The following is a 17859-nucleotide window of genomic DNA, read 5'->3' as shown; positions in this document are numbered from 1 at the left end:
CCCGGCTGGACGGGGGCGCCGCTCACCCCCCGGGAGCGGGCGGGCCGGATGTGCCGTTCCGCCGGGTCGTCGTGAGGTGGGCACCGAACCGGCGTGATGTCGTCCTGAGCTGGGAGTGCAGGATTCGTGCCAGGTGGCGAGGCTGGACAAACGTTGCCGGGTGGGCGAGCAGGTTGGTCACGCGGGCGAGGTCGTGGAACATGGTCGCGTCCTCGACGGCGAGGTCTTGGTAGGAGCTCAGGTACCGGTGTGCGGCTCTGACCAGTGGTGAGGTCTCCGTCCAGGCGCGGTCGGCGAGGGAGGACAGCATCCAGGGCCAGAAGGTGATCCGGCCGACGCGTCGCTGGAAGGCGGCGGAGAATCCCCGCAGGTCCCGCCGTGTGGTGCCGCCGAGCAGGTCACGCAAGGACTGCGCCTCCAGCAGGGCCACGGTCATGCCCTGGGCGTACAGCGGGTTGAACGTGCAGGCGGAGTCGCCGAGCGCGATGAGCCCGTCCGGCCAGGCTCTGAGGCGGTGGTAGAGCCGGCGATGTGCGGCCGAGCGGGCGTAGCGGGACACCCCGCCCGCCGGGCGCAGGGAACCGACGACGGTGGTGAGGTCGCAGGCGAGGGACTTCGCGAAGCGTTCGAAGCCGTCGTGGTCGCCCGGTGGGTGATCGCCGGCGGCTCCCTGGAGGGTGACCAGCAGCAGATGGTCTTCAATCTGGAGTACGGAGCAGCCACGGGTGAGGTGGGGCGCGCGGGGGAGTTCGAACAGCGCCCGCCAGTCGGCGGTCACGCCGGGCTCCGTGTGGTAGGCGCGGGAGGCATAGCCGACGCGGGCGTCCACGGCCCTCTCGCCGGGCCGCGGCAGGCCGATCGCCGTGAGCCATCCGGGCAGATGGGAGGAACGGCCGCCGGCGTCGGCGATCAGATCGGCGGCGATCGTCGCCGTGTCGCCGCCCGCTTTCGCCACGGTACGCCGGGTGATCTGGACACCGGTGACCTCGCGCGTGTCGGCCCGCAGGCCGGTGACCGCGCAGCCGTCGATGATCCGTACGCCGGGGATGGCGGCGACGCGGCGCCGCAGGACCGTTTCCAGCAGCGGGCGGCTGACCGGCTGGATGACGACCTGCGAGGGGATCGGCGGGGGTACTCCCGCGGGCAGGTGGAGCCGCGCCTGCCGGCAGAAGTCCGCCGTCGGAGCACCTTCGGCCTCCAGTTCCCGGCCGAGCCCGGGGAAGAGGGTCTCCAGCACCTGCCTGCCGCGAGCCGCGAGCCCGTGCGCGTGCCGCCCTTGGGGGACTCCGGGTCGCGGTACCGGGGTGGCGGGCAGGTGATCCCGCTCCACGATGGTGACCTGGTCGAAGGTCTCGCTGAGCGCCCGCGCGGCGGCGAGCCCGGCGATACCGGCTCCTATCACCACGGCGTGCCGCGAGCGGGAGGATGCGGTGATCATGTCGGCCGCTCGAACCAGGGGGGAAGGTCGATGAGGTAGGTGAGCGGCGTGTAGAGCTGCGTTAGCACGACGAAGCCCACCATGCACACGTGGACGAGGCCGACACCCGCCAGCAGGCGGATCCAGGGCTGGGCCCGGTGGGGCAGGCTCAGCGAGCCTTCCAGCATCCAGACCTCGCGCCCTGGTCCGGCGTAGAGGGCCATCACGACGATGGGCGGGGCCACCAAGAGCGTCATGACGGTCGCCGCGGTGAGGGGGAGCTGGTACCACTGCCCCTCGAAGAGGGTGACATAGGGCATGGCGTGGGCGTAGCCGAAGCCTGCCGCGCGTATGTAAGCCTGCTCCAGGACGATGTCGACGGGGAAAAGGATCACTGTGGTGAGTCCGGCGACGCGGGCTCGGCTCCACTGCGGACGCCGGGCTCGGAGCAGACGGGCGATGGCCAGGCCGATCCATATCCAAATCACCAGCAACGGGTACATGCCGTTCTCCAGGAAGGTCTGGGGCTGCGGCAGGGGGCCATGCCATCCGGGTAGATACGGCCCCCACGTCGGGTAGTTGATCCCGTAACGGTTGTTGCTGATGAGGTGGGTGTGAAGGGCGACATACGGGTCGGCCCAGAAGGCCAGGGCCCACCCGGTGGTCAGGGCGGTCATCAGGGTGACATGTCCTGCTGCGCGGCTCTGCCGCAGGCAGAGGACGACCAGCGCGACACACGCGGCGGCCACGAGCACTTGCAGCACCTGTGTGCTGATCTTCAGGGAGGTTGGCATGTCGCCGTTGAAGGGGTAGCTGTGCAGGTTGCCGTCGGCGGCCCAGCGGGCGAACACCCAAGCCTGGAACAGGACGCAAGCTGCGCCGAACGCGGCCAGCAGCACTGGTGGAGACAGCCAACGCCGTTGGGGCGTCGTCTCGCGGGTGTTGGTTTCCGGCACATTCGCTGGGGTATGCGTCACCTTGTCACATCCTGGGGGTGAGGAGCCCCGTCCGATTCATGATCCATTCGGTGAGGCCGATTCGAAAGGTCGCCCCCGGGGCAGTCCGCCTAAAGAGCTCCAAGGTGCCACTCGTTCGTGATCGGACCGCCCCGTCGGGTTCTACCGTGTGATGGGGACGTTGGACACGGAGCAGGGTTGTTCCGCACCCACGCCACAGACGTTGTTGAGCATGTAACTGGGAGGGTTGTCGGGAATCGGCCCGCCGTAGACGCTGCTCCAGGCGTAGAGGAATATGTACGCGCCGAACACCAGGTTGAGACATCCGGTGATACCAAAGAGGCGCAGCAAGGTCGAGCGGAGAGGCGGCTTGGCCGATTCGTCGACACCGCGTTCTCCGAGGGTGTGCCCATGGTCGTCGCGGAAGTAACGAAGGGCGCCGAAGAGAGTGAAGCAGGCGCTGGCGATAACGCTTCCATATATCGGGTACTGGTAAATCTCGCCGCTCCAGAGCGTGAGCTCGGGAATGGTATTCCAGTACTGATAGAAGTGGAGTCTCACATATACGATGTCAGGTAGGGGTTCGGCGATAAGCATTGCCGTGAAGGCGCATCCGACGAGGCCGGCCTTGCTCATGTGGGGCCGGCGCCGCGCACACCGCTCCATCACCTTGCAACCGAACATCGCCAGGAGAAGAAAATACGGGCCGTAACAGGCTTCGTAGATCAACGGCAGTGGCTCCCGGAAGTTTTCGTCGTTGAGGAATCCGGGCAGGTAAGGCCCCCAGGACCCGAGGTTGAAGTAGTAGGAGTTGTACGGTTCGGCCGCGGGTCTGAAGAAGTTCATATACGGCTCAAGCCAGGCGAGCTGAGTGCCGCCGATCAGGACCAGCGCGTCGTAGGTGACGCGACGCTGTCGCCTGCACTGCCGGACGGCGTAAACCACGCTCCAGATGATCACCGCCACCGACATGCCCTGGATCACCCAGGCGGCGATCCGGAAGGCGAGCGGGACCGGGGTGGGACCGGTGGGGGTGGGGACGGCATGGCCAGTGACGATCCAGGCGGTCCAGGCGAAGAGCGCACAGGCGGTGCAGACGGCGCCGATGGCGGCGAACCAGAAGACCGGCCGGGTGCGCCGCCGCGTTTCCACAGGGGCGTCGGCCCGCAGGGAATGAGACGTGGTCACGTTTCCTGCCTTTTCAGGTGCCGGGGGCCGAGGTGCTCCAGGCTCCATCCGCAGGGATAGGAGTGGGGGGTGCGCATGTAGGGGTGACGGCGGGGCGGGGCGAGGCGCAGGAGGCGCCCGCGGGCGCGCAGGGCCCAGCGCACGGCGGTGGAGAACCAGGCGGGCGTCCTGGGCTGGTCGAGCATGATCCGGATGTCGTCGTCCAGGAGGGAGACGATGGCCCGGGTGGCGATCGTCTTGGTGCCCCGGGGGCAGAGGTCGGCGATGATGCCCAGGACGTAACCCACCATGGCGTTGTTGGCGTAGTGCCAGGTGCCGCGCTTCTTGATGTCGGCTTCGAGCCAGGCCTTGAAGTCCTCGTAGGTCTCCGGGAGGTTCTTGATGCCCATCATCTGGCCGAGACGACGGTGCGTCAGTACCAGGGCGCGTTCTTCGGGCTCGGACAGCGTCCGCCAGCCGTAGGCGTTGATCCAGTCGATCGCGGATACCAGATGGCCGGCGAGGATGTGCAGATAGTCGGTGTTGTCGATGTCGTAGTGCGCGTGGATCCGGTTCAGCGCGCGGACGGTGGCGCGCCCGTCGGGGGCTTCCAGGCCGTGGCGGTGTGCGTCGAAGGGGAACAGCATGGTGTCGTCGTAGCGCTTCATGCTGCGATGGGCGAACTCGCCGGTCGAGGCGAGGGTGTGGGTGATCGAGGGGATGACGAAGTCGGTGATGAAGGCGAAGGAGTACCCGGTGTTGTAGTCCCAGGGGAACTCGTAGCGGGTGGTGAGCTGGAAGATTTCCTCGTAGTCGCGCTCCGGATCCAGGGTCTGGATGTGGCGCAGGCGGCTGTAGCGGCCCATCAGTCTGTTACCTCGCTGTCGGGAACCAGGGCCATGCGGTCCAGGAGCCAGTCGGTGAGAGCGGCGGCGCTGGGTTTTGTCCAGATGACGCCGGGCTGGATGGTGATGTGCAGGTTGCTGGACAGGCGCTGTTGCAGTTGGACGGCGCCGAGCGAGTCGAGACCCAGGAGAACCAGGCTTGTATGGGCCCCGATGTGCCGGGTGGTGTTGCCGAGGAGTTCGCGGACCTGGCCGATGACGAACTCCTGAAGGGTCCGGTGGCGTTCGGACGGGCTGCCGGCGGCGAGGAGCGCGTCACGGATCGGGGAGCCGCCGTGTTCTGCGGCGACCGGGTGACCGGTCAGGAGATCGGCCAGGAGGGCGGAGTTCTTCAGAGCGGGGTAGGGGTCGGTCCACAGGACGGGGTCGATCGGGGAGTAGGCGACCTGGCGATGGTCCTCGCCGAGGATGCGCTCGAAGGCGTCGAGACCGTCATCCGGGCTGATCATGATGAAACCGCGGTCCGCGAGGTGCCGGCCGCGGCCCGCCTGGGACCAGGCGCCCCAGTTGATCCCGGTGGCGGCCAGGCCGTGGGCGCGACGGTGGGCGATGAGGGAGTCGAGATAGGCGTTGGCGGCGGCGTAGGCGCCTTGGCCCGGGGAGCCGATCAGGGAGGCGATGGAGGAGTAGACGACGAAGAAGTCCAGGTCCAGCCGGAGAGTGGCGTGGTGCAGGGCCCAGGCGCCCGCGGCCTTGCCACGCCAGACCCGCCGCAGGAGCTCGTCGTCGAGGTTGGTGAGAGTGGCGTCCTCGACCACGCCCGCGGCGTGGACGACGCCGCGCAGCACACCGCCCGAACCGGAGGCCGCCGTGAGGGCCCGGTCGATGACGTCCGCCGCGGCGATGTCCCCGAGAACGAGGTCGACGCGGGTGCCGATGGCGCCGATGTTCTCCAGTTCCCGTGCGGTGTCGGGGGTGGGGCCGCCGCGGCCGACCAGGACGAGGTGACGGGCGCCGCGTTTGGCCAGGCGCCGGGCGGTCAGCAGGCCCAGTCCGCCGAGACCGCCTGTGATCAGGTAACTGCCGTTGGGCCGGATGAGGGTGGTCTGTCTCCTCAAGGGTGAGGGAGCGGCCGGTCCGGGGCGGACGCGGGCGAGGTGGCGGACGCCGTCACGCCAGGCGACCTCGCGGATCGGCTGGCCGGTGGCGAGCAGGTCGGGCAGCACGGCTTCCAGGGGGGTGTCGCCGGAGATCTCCATGCTGCCGGGGCGCAGTTCGGGGTGTTCGAAGGCGGCGGATCGCAGCAGGCCGCGGACGCCCGCGGCGCTCGGCGTCTCACCGCCGCGCCACATCACCCACAGGTGAGTCGACGCCGTGCGGGTCGCGAGGTGCCGGAGCACCCCGAGGGTGCGGCGGACGGCGTTGAGAGCGGCGGCCGGCGGGCTTTGGGCGTCATGACGGTCGAGGATCAGCAGGACGTGACCGCGGGGCTGGGAGGTCTCGTCGTTCAGCGCCGCGGTGAGCGCCGCGTCGTCCAGGGGCTGCTCGGGGAGATCCGGGTGCCGCTCGGGGAGATAGGGGAGCAGACGGCTGCCGGCTGTGTGCTCACCGAGCATGCGGTGCAGCCGTTCACCCCAGAGGGTGTCGGCGGGGGCGATGACCAGCCATCGCTGACCGGTGGATTCCACGTCCGCCAGGGGTGGTTCGGGACGCCAGTCGAGGTGGGCCAGCCGGTCGGTGTAGCGCTGCTCGGGTGGGGTGATGTTGGTCAGACGCAGGCCACGCAGTTCGGCGACGACGGTGCCGTCGGCGGTGCTCAGGAGACCGGAGGCGTGGCAGGTCAGGTCGTCGGCCCGATGCACGGTGACGGAGGCCACACGGGCGTGCCCGGTGGGGCCGTACACGCGTATCCCGTCGAATCCGGCGACGACGACGGGGCCGGGGCTGATGGGGCAGTGCGCCTGCCAGGCGGCCACCGCGGTCTGGACGAACTCGTCGGCGAGTGCCGGGTGCAGCCGTAGCGCGGCGGCGGAGACCCGGGCGCTGTCGTCGATGCGCAGTGAGGAGACGGCCCGGTCGCGGTCGGGATGGATCTGGATGCGATCGATGGCCGCGAAGGCGGGGCCGTGGAAGACGTCGTGACGTTCACGGAAGTGCCGGTGCAGGTCGGCGGGGGGTGTGTCGGTCCACGCGTCGGTGGGACGGTGGAGCGGATCCGTCTCGGTGGCGGGCCTGTCGCCGGAGAGAGCCCGTACCGTGGCGTGGGCGTGGACGAGCAGGCCGTCGGCACTGTGGGTGATGATCTCCGCGCGTGCCCGCCGGTCGTCTCCCTGGATGAGACGGGTGGTGACCTGTGGCTCGGGGTCCAGGATCAGCGGGGTCACGACGTGTAGGTCGTCCAGGGCGACGCGGTCGGTGCCGAAGACCTCGGCGCCAGCGGCGAGCAGCATCTCGGCGTAGCCGGTGCCGGGCAGTACGGGGGTGCCGGCGACCCGGTGGTCGGCCAGCCAGGGCAGTCGCCGGGGGCCGATGGGGGACTGCCACAGGTGGCGCCGCGGTTGGTCGGGGTCGCGGACGTGGCCGCCGAGCAGCGGGTGCTGGACGGCGGCGGGCAGGTGCGGGGCGACGAGCGCGCAGGGGGTGTCGGCGCCTCCGTGACGGGTGCGGTTCCACGCGGTGGTGGGGGCGTCGGCCAACCGCCCGTCACCGTAACGCGTGGTGAAGTCGATGGTGTCGAAGCCCGCGGCGTGCACGGCGGCCAGATGGGTGAGGAACGCCTCCTGGTCGTCGGTGTCCCGGCGCAGCGACCCCACGGTCACCACGTCCTCGACGCCTTCCTCGCGGGCGATGTCGAGGATGGGGCGGGAGACGAGGGGGTGAGCGGTGCACTCGATGAACAGCCGGTGGCCGTCGCTCAGCGCGGCGGTCACGGCACGCTGGAAGTGCACGGTGTCACGCTGGTTGCGCACCCAGTACGAGGCGTCCAACGGGCCGGGGGCGCGAGGGTCGTCCGCGACGGTGGTGTAGAAGGCGACGGCGCCGGGCCGGTGGGGGCGTACCTCCGTCAGGACGGCGTGCAGTTCGCCGATGACGGGATCGACCTGTGGCGAGTGCGAGGCGACGTCGACGTCGACCATGCGGGCCACCACGCCCCGCGCGCTCCAGTGCTCGACGAGGCCGCGGACCTGTGCCGCGTCCCCGGAGATCACCGTTGTGCGCGGGCCGGTGAGGACCCCCAGGGAGACCCCGTCGGCGCCGGCGGCGTCGATCGCGGCCTGTGTGTCGGCCGCGCCGAGCATCACCGAGGCCATCGCCCCGTGAGCGACGCGGGCCAGCAAGATCGCGCGACGGCAGATCACCTTCACGCCGTCTTCGAGGCTGAGCGCGCCCGCGACGACCGACGCGGCCACTTCGCCGAGCGACTGGCCGATCACCGCGGCCGGCTCCACCCCCCACGAGCGCCACAGCGCGGCCAGCGCCACATGGATGCCGAACAGGGTGGGCTGGATCCGGTCGACACCGGCCAGGCCTTCCGGCTTCATGATCATCTCTCGGAGCGAGAAGCCGGACTCCGCGTGGATCAGCGGCTCCAACTCATCGATCACTTGAGCGAACACCGGCTCGTCGTTCAGCAGGCTCCGGCCCATTCCCGGGTACTGTGAGCCCTGTCCGGTGAAGACGAACACCGGTCCCGGGTGTCCTGGCGGCAGCACCGGCGTCCCGGTCGCCATCCCCTCGGCCTCCCTGCCCTCGGCGAACGCCCGTGCCCGTCCGGCCAGTTGGTCCATGGTGTCCGCGATCACCCCGAGGCGGTGGTCGGCGTGGCCGCGGCGCATCGCCAGGGTGTGCGCGGTGTCCGCCAGGCTCGTCGACGCGCCGTCTCCCTCCACCCAGTCGGCGAGGCGGGAGGCGGAGGCGGCCAGTGATCCGGCCGAGGTGCCGGACAGCAGGAAAAGCCGCCGTGTGCCCGGGGCGAGCCCCTGTTTCGCCACAGCCGGTCTTCGAGCGGTGGGGGCCGTTTCCACCACCACGTGTGCGTTGGTGCCGCTGACACCGTAGGAACACACCGCGGCCAGCCGGGAGGCGCCCTTGACCGGCCAAGGGGTCAGCTCGGTCGGGACGAACAGCCGCGACCGCGTCTTCCGATCGATCCCCGGATTCCACCGCGCGAAGTTCTGGTTGGGCGGGATCACGCCCCGGCGCAGAGACTCCACCGTCTTGATGAAGCCGGCGATGCCGGAGACCGGCTCCGAATGCCCGATGTTCGTCTTCACCGATCCCAGGGCGCATCGGCCCCGGCCTCTGCCGTAGACGGCGTTTATCGAGGTGTACTCGATCGGGTCACCCACACCGGTGCCGGGTCCGTGCGCCTCGACCAGGCCGACCTCACCCGGGTCGATCTTCGCATTCTCCACCGCGGCCAGGAACAGCCGCTGCTGCATCTCGGTGGACGGAGCGGTGAGCCGGGTCGACTGCCCGTCGTTGTTGACCGCGCTTCCGCGGATCACCGCGAGCACCCGGTCCCCGTCCCGCAGGGCGTCGGCGAGCCGCTTCAAAACCACGGCCCCGGCGCCTTCACCACGCACGTACCCGTCGGCGCGTGAATCGAAGGCGTAGCAGGCACCGTGTCTCGACAGCAGCAGCGGTGCCTCCAGGTAGTGGGTCTGTGGCGCGAGCATCAGCAGCACGCCGCCGGCCAGCGCCATGTCGCACTCGCCCAGAGTCAGAGCCCCGCAGGCCACATCCAGCGCCACCAGGCCCGATGAGCAGTGTGTGCTCACCACCATCACCGGGCCACGCAGATCCATCGCGAAGGCGACGCGTCCCGCGGTGCCCGCCGTGTAGTTCCCGAACAGGTAAGGGCTGTTGGGGGCGTCCTCGACCGGGCGCGCCTCGCGGAAGAGATTGTCCTGAGCGTATGTCCCCACGTAGACACCGGTCCGTGAGCCGCGGACACGACTCACCGGGATACCGGCATGCTCCACCGCCTCCCAGGCGACCTCCATCATCACCCGTGACTGTGGGTCCACCCACTCCCGCTCCGCCGGGGCCACCGACAACGCCTCCGGCTCCCAGGCCCACACGTCTCCTTCGAGAAAGCACCCGACGGCCGCCGGAGCCTCAAGCCGCGGGTCATGCAGGGCCGCCAGCCGTTTCGCGTCCCAGCGGTCGGCGGGTACCGGCCCCACCGTCTGTCGCCCCTCGGCCGCCAGTTTCCACAGACCGCCCGGTGTCTGGACCCCACCAGGAAATCTGCATCCCATGCCAATCACCGCGATCGGTTCTGTTTCGGATGCCGACATTGCGAACTCCTATCCTGTGGTTCACCTTGTCGCGGCGGACGGACACATGAGTCGTCACGCTTTAGGGGGTGAGAGGCCCGAGGCGGCCTGACCGATTACGCAGTGGTCGATCCGGCTGAAACCTCGATCGGCACGAATATCGCGCCCGCTCCATGACCCTTGCCGATAATGGTGAGAGGGAAGTGAGTCTGCCAATCCAGTCGGCGCGCGGACAAGGGAGGTTTCTCTTACCGTTTCATTCGAGCCGGCCACGGTTTAGGTCTGCGATCGGCCTCGACGAGCTCACCGCCGACCAGGTCATCGGGCGAATTTCCCTGCCAACCCGGCGGTGCGCCATCACCCATTCGATCACCGGAATACCTGGAAAAAAATTTAGTTGTACCGCCTAAGGCCGCCCGGAGACGGTATCGGTTTTCGCTGATCCGCTCTGCAAATCTGGTGGGTCGCGCCTCTCCAATTTTTGTTGGACCCCACGGGAAAGAAAGATGAGATGCTTACCGTCCTGTCCGAAGCGGAGGAGAGCATACGGAGGAAAACATGGGGAACGACGGCGGACTCCTTATCGGGATCCCTGATGAAGGCGTCGAAGAACCGAGGTCGGTGACGGAATTCGTCTCCTACCTCCGACAACGCCTTGAGGTTGAGGTGCCGGCCCGGCGGGTGGCGCCGTGAACGGCGAAATCCCCAACGTGATCCTCGTGGGCGGCTCCGCCGGCCTGCCCGACGACCAGCGTGTCCACCATGTCAAGCCTGGCGTCGAGAAGATCAAAATTCCCTGCGGCAACGGCTACGAGCACTTTGTGCCGACTGACAGGACCATTGAGGTGGACGGCCGTTCCCTGACCGTTTACGAATGGTCCGGGCGGACCCGGATCGCGGAGTAGGGGAGCGCCGTCGAACGCCGGGGAAAGGCTCCGCATGACACGGATAACGGATGTCGTTCCCGTCTCATCACCCTTGCCGGTGGCGGCCGTACCATTTCGACCACGGCGGTCGACCCGCATGTGGAGAAAGAGGAATTCCGTCGCCGGGCGTTCGGAAAGGTTATGAGTCACCCGGCGCGGAGATAGATCGGTTCGGCTGAACGAGTCATTCGGTTCCTCGGCTTCGCGTTGTCATGCGAATCGGCGATCGCGTCGGCCGAGACCGAGACCCTGTGCCCTCCTCACCCCCCGCCTGAGCCGGTGCGCCGCCGGGGAGGGAACCGCTCGCGGATCATCGCTCCGGTTGCGCCAGGCGGGCGATTTCCCGGACCTCCCTCCTGATCAGCGCGTTGTTCTGCATGTGCAGCAGCGATATGGTCTGTCGCGCCATCAGGTCGTAGCGGAGTTCCTCCGGGCAGATGTGCACGGCCTTCTGCAGAGCGAAGACGGCGGCTGTCGCGTTGTGGATGCTCGCGTGCGAAACGGCCAGCGCGATGAAGTGACGGGCCTGCCGCTCTCGTGCGAACAGGTGCTCGATCTCCAGGCTCTCCCCCAGCTTGATGGCCTGGCCGTACCGGCCGAGGTAGGCATGGATCCGTACGGCGTGCAGTTCCACATCGGTGGGACCGAAGGCGGAGTGCAGATCGTTTCGGTCTGTCCCCAGTCGCTCCGCCCTCTCCCGCGCCCCCTCCAGCATCTGCTCCACCAGCAGCCGGTCACCCGCGGCGGCGCAGGCCAGAGCCGCGGTCAGGTAGCAGGCTCCCGCGACTGAGACGGCCCGGGTTCCCTCGGTGTCGAGGGCATCGACCCGTTCGACCGTCTCCAGGCACAACTCGCGGGCCAGGGCGGGCCGGCCCAGCCGGATCAGCACCTCGGCCAGCCCGCCGTAGGCCGCCGCCGTCATGAGCGGGTCGGTCGAGCGCCTGGCGTGAACCAGTGCGCGATCGGAGGCCAGCAGGGCGAGGTCGTACTGGCCGCATTTGCGGAGGAAGGCCGAGAACAGCCGGTAGGTCTGCACGAGGCTGACCGCGGTGGCGGCCACGTCTTCCGGGGCGGCGTGGTCGGCAGACGCCTCGGCCATCAGAAGCAGGCCGGGAAGGTTGCGGCGGGTCTCGCTGTAGCGCCGAGGGGAGCGCTGCCACAGATCCCAGGCCATCGAAAGGTGCCGGCACAACCGGTGGACACTCGGCACCTCCTCGGCCGGTGACCCGCGTAGATGCAGCAGGTCATTGACGATGTCGGAGTACTCCGCTTCGGCGCGCGGCAGAGGTAGGCTGGTGGGGACGCTGAGGAATTCGGATAGCTCCTCCACCTCAAGAACTTCGGCGATCCTGAGAAGGGTGGAGAGCCGATCGAGTTTCCGGTTTCCCTTCTCAATGAGCCTGAGCCATTCCTCGCTGCACCCGATGAGGTCGGCGAGGGCTCGTCGCGACAGTTTCCTGGCGCGGCGGGCGGCCTCGATGCGCTCTCCACTTACCAGATTATCAGGCGGATTTCCCCTGCCTCTTTCGGCCATACGCCATCGCCCGTTCGACCGTAGAAAATCGTGATTAGTTGTGGCAACCTGGAACCGTCTGGACACTCTATCTGTCTCTTTAGGTTTGCCCCTCAAGTCTGGTTGGTACCGTTTCCCAACTTTTTTGGGGTTGATCGAACGGGTGGTGAGACGCGACCGAGGTTGGGAGATTGGGCCGGCGCTCTCCCGGCGCTCTCCCGGCGCTCTCCCGGAGTTCCCGCTCGGCGTACCGGCCCCCGGCGGCGCGCATACCCGCCGCCAGGGACGCGGGGACGCCCATCACGGGCCGGGGCGAGGTCCGGTGCCGTGGTGACCGCGTCGGACGGCGGCGCCCGATCACGGCCGACCTGGGCGAACAAGGTGAGATCCGTGGAAGAACGGCGTCCCTTACCCGTGCGGTGGCTGCTCCGGGGGAACCGGGTGGCCCTGGACGTCGTCGGACGTCGTCGCCTGGTAGATCTGCGCCATCAGGCGAAGTGTCATTGGACTGCTACCGATCGCCACCGTCTCACAGCTGTGGGGCCGTGTCGATGCCCTTCCCCGCGCCGCGACAGCCACGCTTTCGCACCCTGGGCCGTTCCGGCGGAGGAGAGCGCCTCGGCGTATGGGTTCAGTGACTGCCGGGGCGGTCGCGGTCGCTCCGGTGGCGCAGGGCCCAGCGGATCAGCCAGCCGGCCAGGACGAGGCCGATCAGGGCGGCGACCGGCGGGGCGACGCGTTTGAGCAGCGGGAGGCCGGCGATCTCCATGAGGTCGAGGGCCTCCTCGTCGGGGGTCCGGGAGGTCCGGGAGGTGCCGGCCGGGTGGATGTCGCGACCACGGGCCTTCTCGGCCTCGGCGGTCTCCCGTGCCGGGGGGACGGCGCTGAGATGACGGTGCGGCCCGCCCTGCCCGAAGGACTCACCGGGCTCTCCGAGGACCTCACCCCCGAAGTCCTCCGGAGCCTTCGAGATCGCCACACTTTCCGGGCTCGCCGGTGCTTTCGAGGGCTCCGGGGCCTTCGGTACGGCCGAGCCCTCCGAGCCCTCCTGGTCTGCCGGGACCGCCGGTGACTCCGGGGCGCTCTCCACCGGCACGGCCGGTTCCGCGCCGCCGCCCTCCAGCAGCCGGGACAGGTTCGCCGCGAACCTGTCGATCAGTTTGGCGCCGACCTCGGCCATGACGCCCCGGCCGAACTGGGCCGGGCGGCCGGTCACGGTGAAGGAGGTCTCGACGGTGACCCGGGTGCCCGTCCCCTCGGGGTGCAGCCGGGCGAGGACCGTGGCGGCGGCCGTGCCCGCGCCGCGCGACTCCTTACCGGAGGCCCTGACGGTCAGGGTGTGGGCGTCCTTGTCCACGTCCTCGAACGCGGCCTCGCCCCGGTAGGTGATCGTGATCGGCCCGACCTTCACCTTCATCCGGCCGGTCAGGGAGTCGCCCTCCACCGTCTCCAGGGCGGCTCCGGGCAGGCAGGGGGCGACCCGCTCGACGTCGAGCAGCGCCGGCCACGCCTGCTCGACCGGCACCGGAACCGTGAACTCGTGTTCGAATCGCATCGCCATCGGTCCGCTCCTTGTTGGTCCACCGCCCACACGGCATCACCACCGCGCGTGTCGGCACTACCAGTCTGCCCGTCCCACCGGTGGAAAGACCACCTTCCCGTCGTCGGAGCCCCGGGGCTCCGCCGAGGCGTGGGCCTCCGCTTCACGGAGGGGGAGGGCGGCTCGCGGCTCCGACCGCCCGGTGGGTCAGCACCCGGGCCAGGTGGCGGCGGTAGTCGGGGGCGCCGTGCAGGTCGGCGGGGGGCGAGGTGCCCTCGTCGGCCCGGCCGCAGGCGTCCCCGACCGGATCGTGCGCGCCGTTGGAGCCGGACGGTGCCGGGCGCACGCCGCGCAGCGCGGCCTCCACGGCCCGCGCTCGCACCGGTGCCGGCCCCATGTTGGTCAGGGCGATCCGCGCCTCCTCGATGATCCCCTCGCTCAGCCGTACGGCCGCGGCCACGCCCACGATCGCCCAGGACTGTGCGGTCCGGTGGAACTTCTCGTAGTGGAAGCCCCAGCCGGGGCCGAGCTTGGGCACCCGGACGCCGACCAGTACCTCGCCGGGTTCGAGCGCCGACTCCAGGTAGTCGACGAAGAACTCGGAGGCCGGGATCTCCCGCTCGCCGTCGCCGGATCTGGCGACGAACACGCAGTCCAGCGCCAGGGCCACGGCGGGCAGGTCCCCGGCGGGGTCGGCGTGGGCCAGCGATCCGCCGAAGGTGCCGCGGTGCCGTACGGCGGGGTCGGCCACGGTGGCGGTGGCCAGCGCCACCAGCGGGGTCCGCTCCCTGACCACCTCGGAGTGGCGCACCTCGTCATGGGTGGTCAGCGCGCCGATGAACACGTGGTCGCCCCGGTCCGTCACACCGCGCAGCCCGGGTAGCCGCCCGATGTCCACCAGGGCGGTGGGGTAGGCGAGTCGCAGGCGCAGCAGCGGCAGCAGCGACTGGCCGCCGGCCAGCACCTTGACGTCGTCCCCCGAGGACTCGGCGTCGGCGAGCACCTGACAGGCCTCGTCCAGGGACGTGGGCCGGATGTAGTCGAACGGCGCGGGGATCATCGGGCACCTCCTTCGGACTCGCTCGGCCGCCCGGACTCGGGCGTCGCCTCGGTGACCGTCCGCCAGACCCGTTCCGGCGTGCACGGCATCCGCACGTCGTACACGCCGTACGGACGTAGCGCGTCCACGATCGCGTTGACCACCGCCGGGGTCGAGGCGATCGTGCCGGCCTCGCCGACGCCCTTGACCCCCAGAGGGTTGCTGGTCGCCGGGGTCTCGGTCCGGTCGGTGGTGAACGCCGGCAGGTCGGCCGCCGACGGGATCAGGTAGTCGGACATCGTCGTGGTGAGCAGGTTGCCCTCGGAGTCGTGGACCGCCTCCTCGAACAGCGCCTGCGCGATGCCCTGCGCGATGCCGCCGTGCACCTGGCCCTCGACGATCAGCGGGTTCACCACGGATCCCACGTCGTCCACCGCGACGTAGGAGCGGATCGTGGACCTGCCGGTCTCGGTGTCCACCTCGATCGCGCACAGGTGGGTGCCGTGCGGGAAGGAGAAGTTCTCCGGGTCGAAGGTCGTCTCGGCGTCCAGCCGGGGCTCGAATCCGTCGGGCAGGTCGTGCCCGGTGAAGGCGGCCAGCGCGAGCTCCTGGATGCTCTTCCCCTCGGCGGTCCCGCGCACCTTGAACGAGCCGCCGCTGAACTCGATGTCGTCGGCCGACGCCTCCAGCAGGTGCGCGGCGAGTTCCCTGGCCCTGTCCTTCACCTTCTCGCAGGCCGAAAGGACGGCGATGCCGCCCACGACCAGCGAACGGGACCCGTAGGTGTCCATGCCCTTGTGTGAGACGGCCGTGTCGCCGTGCAGCACCGAGATGTCCTCGAACGGCACGCCCAGCGCGTCGGCGGTGATCTGGCTCCAGGCCGTCTCGTGCCCCTGGCCGTGCGGGCTCGTCCCGGTGATCACCTCGACCTTGCCGGTGGGCAGCATCCGGACCGAGGCGTGCTCCCAGCCGCCCGCCCCGTAGCTGAGCGAGCCCAGCACGCGTGACGGCGCCAGCCCGCACATCTCGGTGTACGTCGAGACGCCGATACCGAGCTGGACCGGGTCGTGCCGGGCACGCCGTTCGGCCTGCTCGGCCCTGAGCCCGTCGTAGCCGAACAGCTCCAGCGCCCTGTCCGTGGCGGCCTCGTAGTTGCCGGAGTCGTAGGTCAGCCCGCAGACCGTGGTGTACGGGAACTCCTCGTGGGTGATCCAGTTGCGGCGCCGTACCTCGACGGGGTCCAGCCCGAGCTCGTGCGCGAGCTCGTCCACGGCCCGCTCGATGGCGAACGTGGCCTCCGGACGGCCCGCGCCCCGGTAGGCGTCGGTCGGCATCTTGGTGGTGAACACGCCCGTGCAGGTGAAGTCGTAGGCGTCCACCTTGTAGATGCCGCTGTACATGAACGCGCCGAGCAGCGGCACGCCCGGTGTGACCAGCATCAGGTAGGCGCCCATGTCGGCGAGCAGGTCGACTTCGACGCCCCTGATCCGCCCGTCCGGTTCGGCCGCGAGCCGGATCCGCTGGAGCTGGTCGCGGCCGTGGTGCACGGTCAGGTTGCCCTCGGATCGGGACTCGGTCCACTTCACCGGCCTGCCCAGCCTCCTCGTCAGCAGGAGGGCGAGCACCTCCTCGGCGGTGACCTGGAGCTTGGACCCGAAACCGCCGCCCACATCCGGGGCGATCACCCGGAGTCTGTGCTCGGGGATGCCGGTGGTCATGGCCAGCATCACGCGCAGCACGTGCGGGATCTGGGTCGAGGAGTACAGGGTGAAGGTCTCGCCGTCGGTGGTGGCCACGACCGCCCTGGGCTCCATCGCGGTCGGGATCAGCCGCTGCTGGACGTAGGTGCGGTCGATCACCACGGGGGCGTCGCGGAACGCCGCGTCGATGTCGCCCCCGGCGAACTTCCAGGTGAAGGCCCGGTTTCCCGACTCGTGGACCGTGGGGGCGCCCTCGGTGAGCGCCTCGGTCATGTCGACCACCGCCTCCAGCGGCTCGTAGTCGATCTCGATCGCCTCAAGGGCGTCGGCCGCCCGGTAGCGGTCGGTGGCGACCACGCAGGCCACCGCCTCGCCGACGTAGCGGACCTCGCTCACCGCCATGGGCGGATGGTCGGGGATGACGACGTCCTCGGTGACCGGCCACGCGCACGGCAGGCTGCCCTGCTCGTCGGCGAAGTCCCGGCCGCCGTAGGCGGCGACCACGCCGGGCAGGGCGCGTGCGGCCGAGACGTCCACCCGGGTGATCCGGGCGTGTGCCATCGGGCTGCGCAGGAAGGCGACGTACAGCATGCCCGGAAGCTGGATGTTGTCGGTCCAGGTGGTCCGGCCGGTGACCAGCCGGGCGTCCTCCTTGCGCCTGCGCGCCCTGCCGACCTCCCGTGTGGCGGAGGGGCCGTGGGCGGTGGGGGACTCGTGGGTGGTGGGGGATCCGTGCGCGGTGGAGGGGGGAGCGGGCCGCCCGTTTCCGTTGGTCCGCCCGGCGGCCGGGTCCGTGTCGAGGCGCTCGTTCATGGTGTCCGTGCCCCCGCCCGAGTTCCCGTCCCCGTTGCCGTGTCCGTCTCCATCGGGGTCTCCGGCCGGGCCTCCGCGCCCGCCCCGCGCCGCGCCATCTCCCGGGCGCCGCGCCGTACCGCCCGGACGATGTTGGAGTATCCCGTGCACCGGCAGAGGTTGCCTTCGAGCCCTTCGCGGACGGCCTCCTCCGACGGGTCCGGGTCGTCCTTGAGCAGGTCGAGCGCGGCCATGATCATGCCGGGGGTGCAGTATCCGCACTGGAGGGCGTGCTCGGCGTGGAACGCCTCCTGCATGGGATGCCACTCGGCCCCGCGCGCCAGGCCCTCGACCGTGACGACCTCGCTCCCGTCGGCCTGTACGGCGAGCACGGAACAGCTTTTCGCGCTCCTGCCGTCGAGTGCCACCGTGCAGGCGCCGCAGTTGCCGGTGTCGCAGCCGACGGGTGTCCCGGTCTTACCGAGGCGGTCTCTCAGCAGGTGGACGAGGAGGAGACGCGGCTCGACCTCCTCCTCATAGGTGATTCCGTCCACCTTGATGGTGATTCGAGGCATCCGTCCTCCAGGTGCACCTGTGACGGCTCGGACAGGTGAGAGCCGACAGAAGTGAACGTACGCCCCTGTCCTGCCCGGTCAAGGCCCCCGCAAAGCTCGGGCCCGAT

11 protein-coding genes and 1 pseudogene are annotated in these 17859 nt (G+C 69.7%); 1 reads left to right on the top strand and 11 read right to left on the bottom strand.

Annotated elements, in window-relative coordinates; genetic code table 11:
* Positions 1-22: 22 nt before the first annotated feature.
* From ACWEF2_RS05620 to ACWEF2_RS05600, 5 genes are all read right to left on the bottom strand, one after another.
* Positions 23-1438 carry an NAD(P)/FAD-dependent oxidoreductase gene (locus ACWEF2_RS05620; RefSeq protein WP_453812218.1) on the bottom strand — a complete coding sequence of 472 codons (1416 nt, stop codon included), beginning with the start codon at positions 1436-1438 and terminating at the stop codon, positions 23-25.
* Positions 1435-2394, bottom strand: coding sequence for a spirocyclase AveC family protein (locus ACWEF2_RS05615; RefSeq protein ID WP_453812217.1), 960 nt, complete (start codon positions 2392-2394; stop codon positions 1435-1437). Before ACWEF2_RS05615 ends, ACWEF2_RS05620 begins: the two co-directional genes overlap by 4 nt.
* Before the next feature lie 141 nt (positions 2395-2535).
* The gene (locus tag ACWEF2_RS05610; RefSeq protein ID WP_453812215.1) at positions 2536-3561 is read right to left on the bottom strand and encodes a spirocyclase AveC family protein; all 1026 of its coding nucleotides are present in this window, start codon (positions 3559-3561) and stop codon (positions 2536-2538) included.
* Complete coding sequence (locus ACWEF2_RS05605) at positions 3558-4406, bottom strand: oxygenase MpaB family protein (protein ID WP_453812213.1); 849 nt, start codon at positions 4404-4406, stop codon at positions 3558-3560. Before ACWEF2_RS05605 ends, ACWEF2_RS05610 begins: the two co-directional genes overlap by 4 nt.
* The gene (locus tag ACWEF2_RS05600; RefSeq protein ID WP_453812211.1) at positions 4406-9688 is read right to left on the bottom strand and encodes a type I polyketide synthase; all 5283 of its coding nucleotides are present in this window, start codon (positions 9686-9688) and stop codon (positions 4406-4408) included. Before ACWEF2_RS05600 ends, ACWEF2_RS05605 begins: the two co-directional genes overlap by 1 nt.
* Before the next feature lie 668 nt (positions 9689-10356).
* Here ACWEF2_RS05600 and ACWEF2_RS05595 point away from each other — a divergent pair.
* Complete coding sequence (locus ACWEF2_RS05595; RefSeq protein WP_453812209.1) at positions 10357-10572, top strand: DUF5988 family protein; 216 nt, start codon at positions 10357-10359, stop codon at positions 10570-10572.
* A gap of 331 nt (positions 10573-10903) precedes the next feature.
* Here the strand turns inward: ACWEF2_RS05595 and ACWEF2_RS05590 are convergent, their stop codons facing one another.
* The 6 genes and pseudogenes from ACWEF2_RS05590 to ACWEF2_RS05565 all read right to left on the bottom strand — a co-directional run bounded on the left by ACWEF2_RS05590 (position 10904) and on the right by ACWEF2_RS05565 (position 17752).
* Positions 10904-11923, bottom strand: coding sequence for a tetratricopeptide repeat protein (locus ACWEF2_RS05590; RefSeq protein WP_453812445.1), 1020 nt, complete (start codon positions 11921-11923; stop codon positions 10904-10906).
* Between the two features lie 6 nt (positions 11924-11929).
* Positions 11930-12127, bottom strand: a pseudogene (locus ACWEF2_RS05585) (helix-turn-helix domain-containing protein); the annotation flags it as partial.
* A 610-nt stretch (positions 12128-12737) separates the two neighbouring features.
* Complete coding sequence (locus tag ACWEF2_RS05580; RefSeq protein ID WP_453812207.1) at positions 12738-13667, bottom strand: SRPBCC domain-containing protein; 930 nt, start codon at positions 13665-13667, stop codon at positions 12738-12740.
* A 142-nt stretch (positions 13668-13809) separates the two neighbouring features.
* On the bottom strand, positions 13810-14706 hold the full coding sequence (locus ACWEF2_RS05575) for an FAD binding domain-containing protein (RefSeq protein ID WP_453812205.1): 897 nt from the start codon (positions 14704-14706) through the stop codon (positions 13810-13812).
* Positions 14703-17198 carry a xanthine dehydrogenase family protein molybdopterin-binding subunit gene (locus tag ACWEF2_RS05570; protein WP_453812203.1) on the bottom strand — a complete coding sequence of 832 codons (2496 nt, stop codon included), beginning with the start codon at positions 17196-17198 and terminating at the stop codon, positions 14703-14705. Before ACWEF2_RS05570 ends, ACWEF2_RS05575 begins: the two co-directional genes overlap by 4 nt.
* Complete coding sequence (locus tag ACWEF2_RS05565; RefSeq protein ID WP_453812201.1) at positions 17195-17752, bottom strand: (2Fe-2S)-binding protein; 558 nt, start codon at positions 17750-17752, stop codon at positions 17195-17197. The genes ACWEF2_RS05570 and ACWEF2_RS05565 overlap by 4 nt, the downstream gene beginning before the upstream one ends.
* Positions 17753-17859 lie beyond the last annotated feature (107 nt).

The organism is Streptosporangium sp. NPDC004631 (assembly GCF_053601935.1).
The sequence above is the reverse complement of the archived record's forward strand: the minus strand, read 5'-3'. Positions and strand labels throughout refer to the sequence as shown.

Coding starts and splice junctions, on each gene's coding strand:
- ACWEF2_RS05575 (WP_453812205.1), bottom strand. CDS start 14,706: ATGATCCCCGCGCCGTTCGACTACATCCGGCCCACGTCCCTGGACGAG.
- ACWEF2_RS05580 (WP_453812207.1), bottom strand. CDS start 13,667: ATGGCGATGCGATTCGAACACGAGTTCACGGTTCCGGTGCCGGTCGAG.
- ACWEF2_RS05600 (WP_453812211.1), bottom strand. CDS start 9,688: ATGTCGGCATCCGAAACAGAACCGATCGCGGTGATTGGCATGGGATGC.
- ACWEF2_RS05620 (WP_453812218.1), bottom strand. CDS start 1,438: ATGATCACCGCATCCTCCCGCTCGCGGCACGCCGTGGTGATAGGAGCC.
- ACWEF2_RS05570 (WP_453812203.1), bottom strand. CDS start 17,198: ATGAACGAGCGCCTCGACACGGACCCGGCCGCCGGGCGGACCAACGGA.
- ACWEF2_RS05565 (WP_453812201.1), bottom strand. CDS start 17,752: ATGCCTCGAATCACCATCAAGGTGGACGGAATCACCTATGAGGAGGAG.
- ACWEF2_RS05605 (WP_453812213.1), bottom strand. CDS start 4,406: ATGGGCCGCTACAGCCGCCTGCGCCACATCCAGACCCTGGATCCGGAG.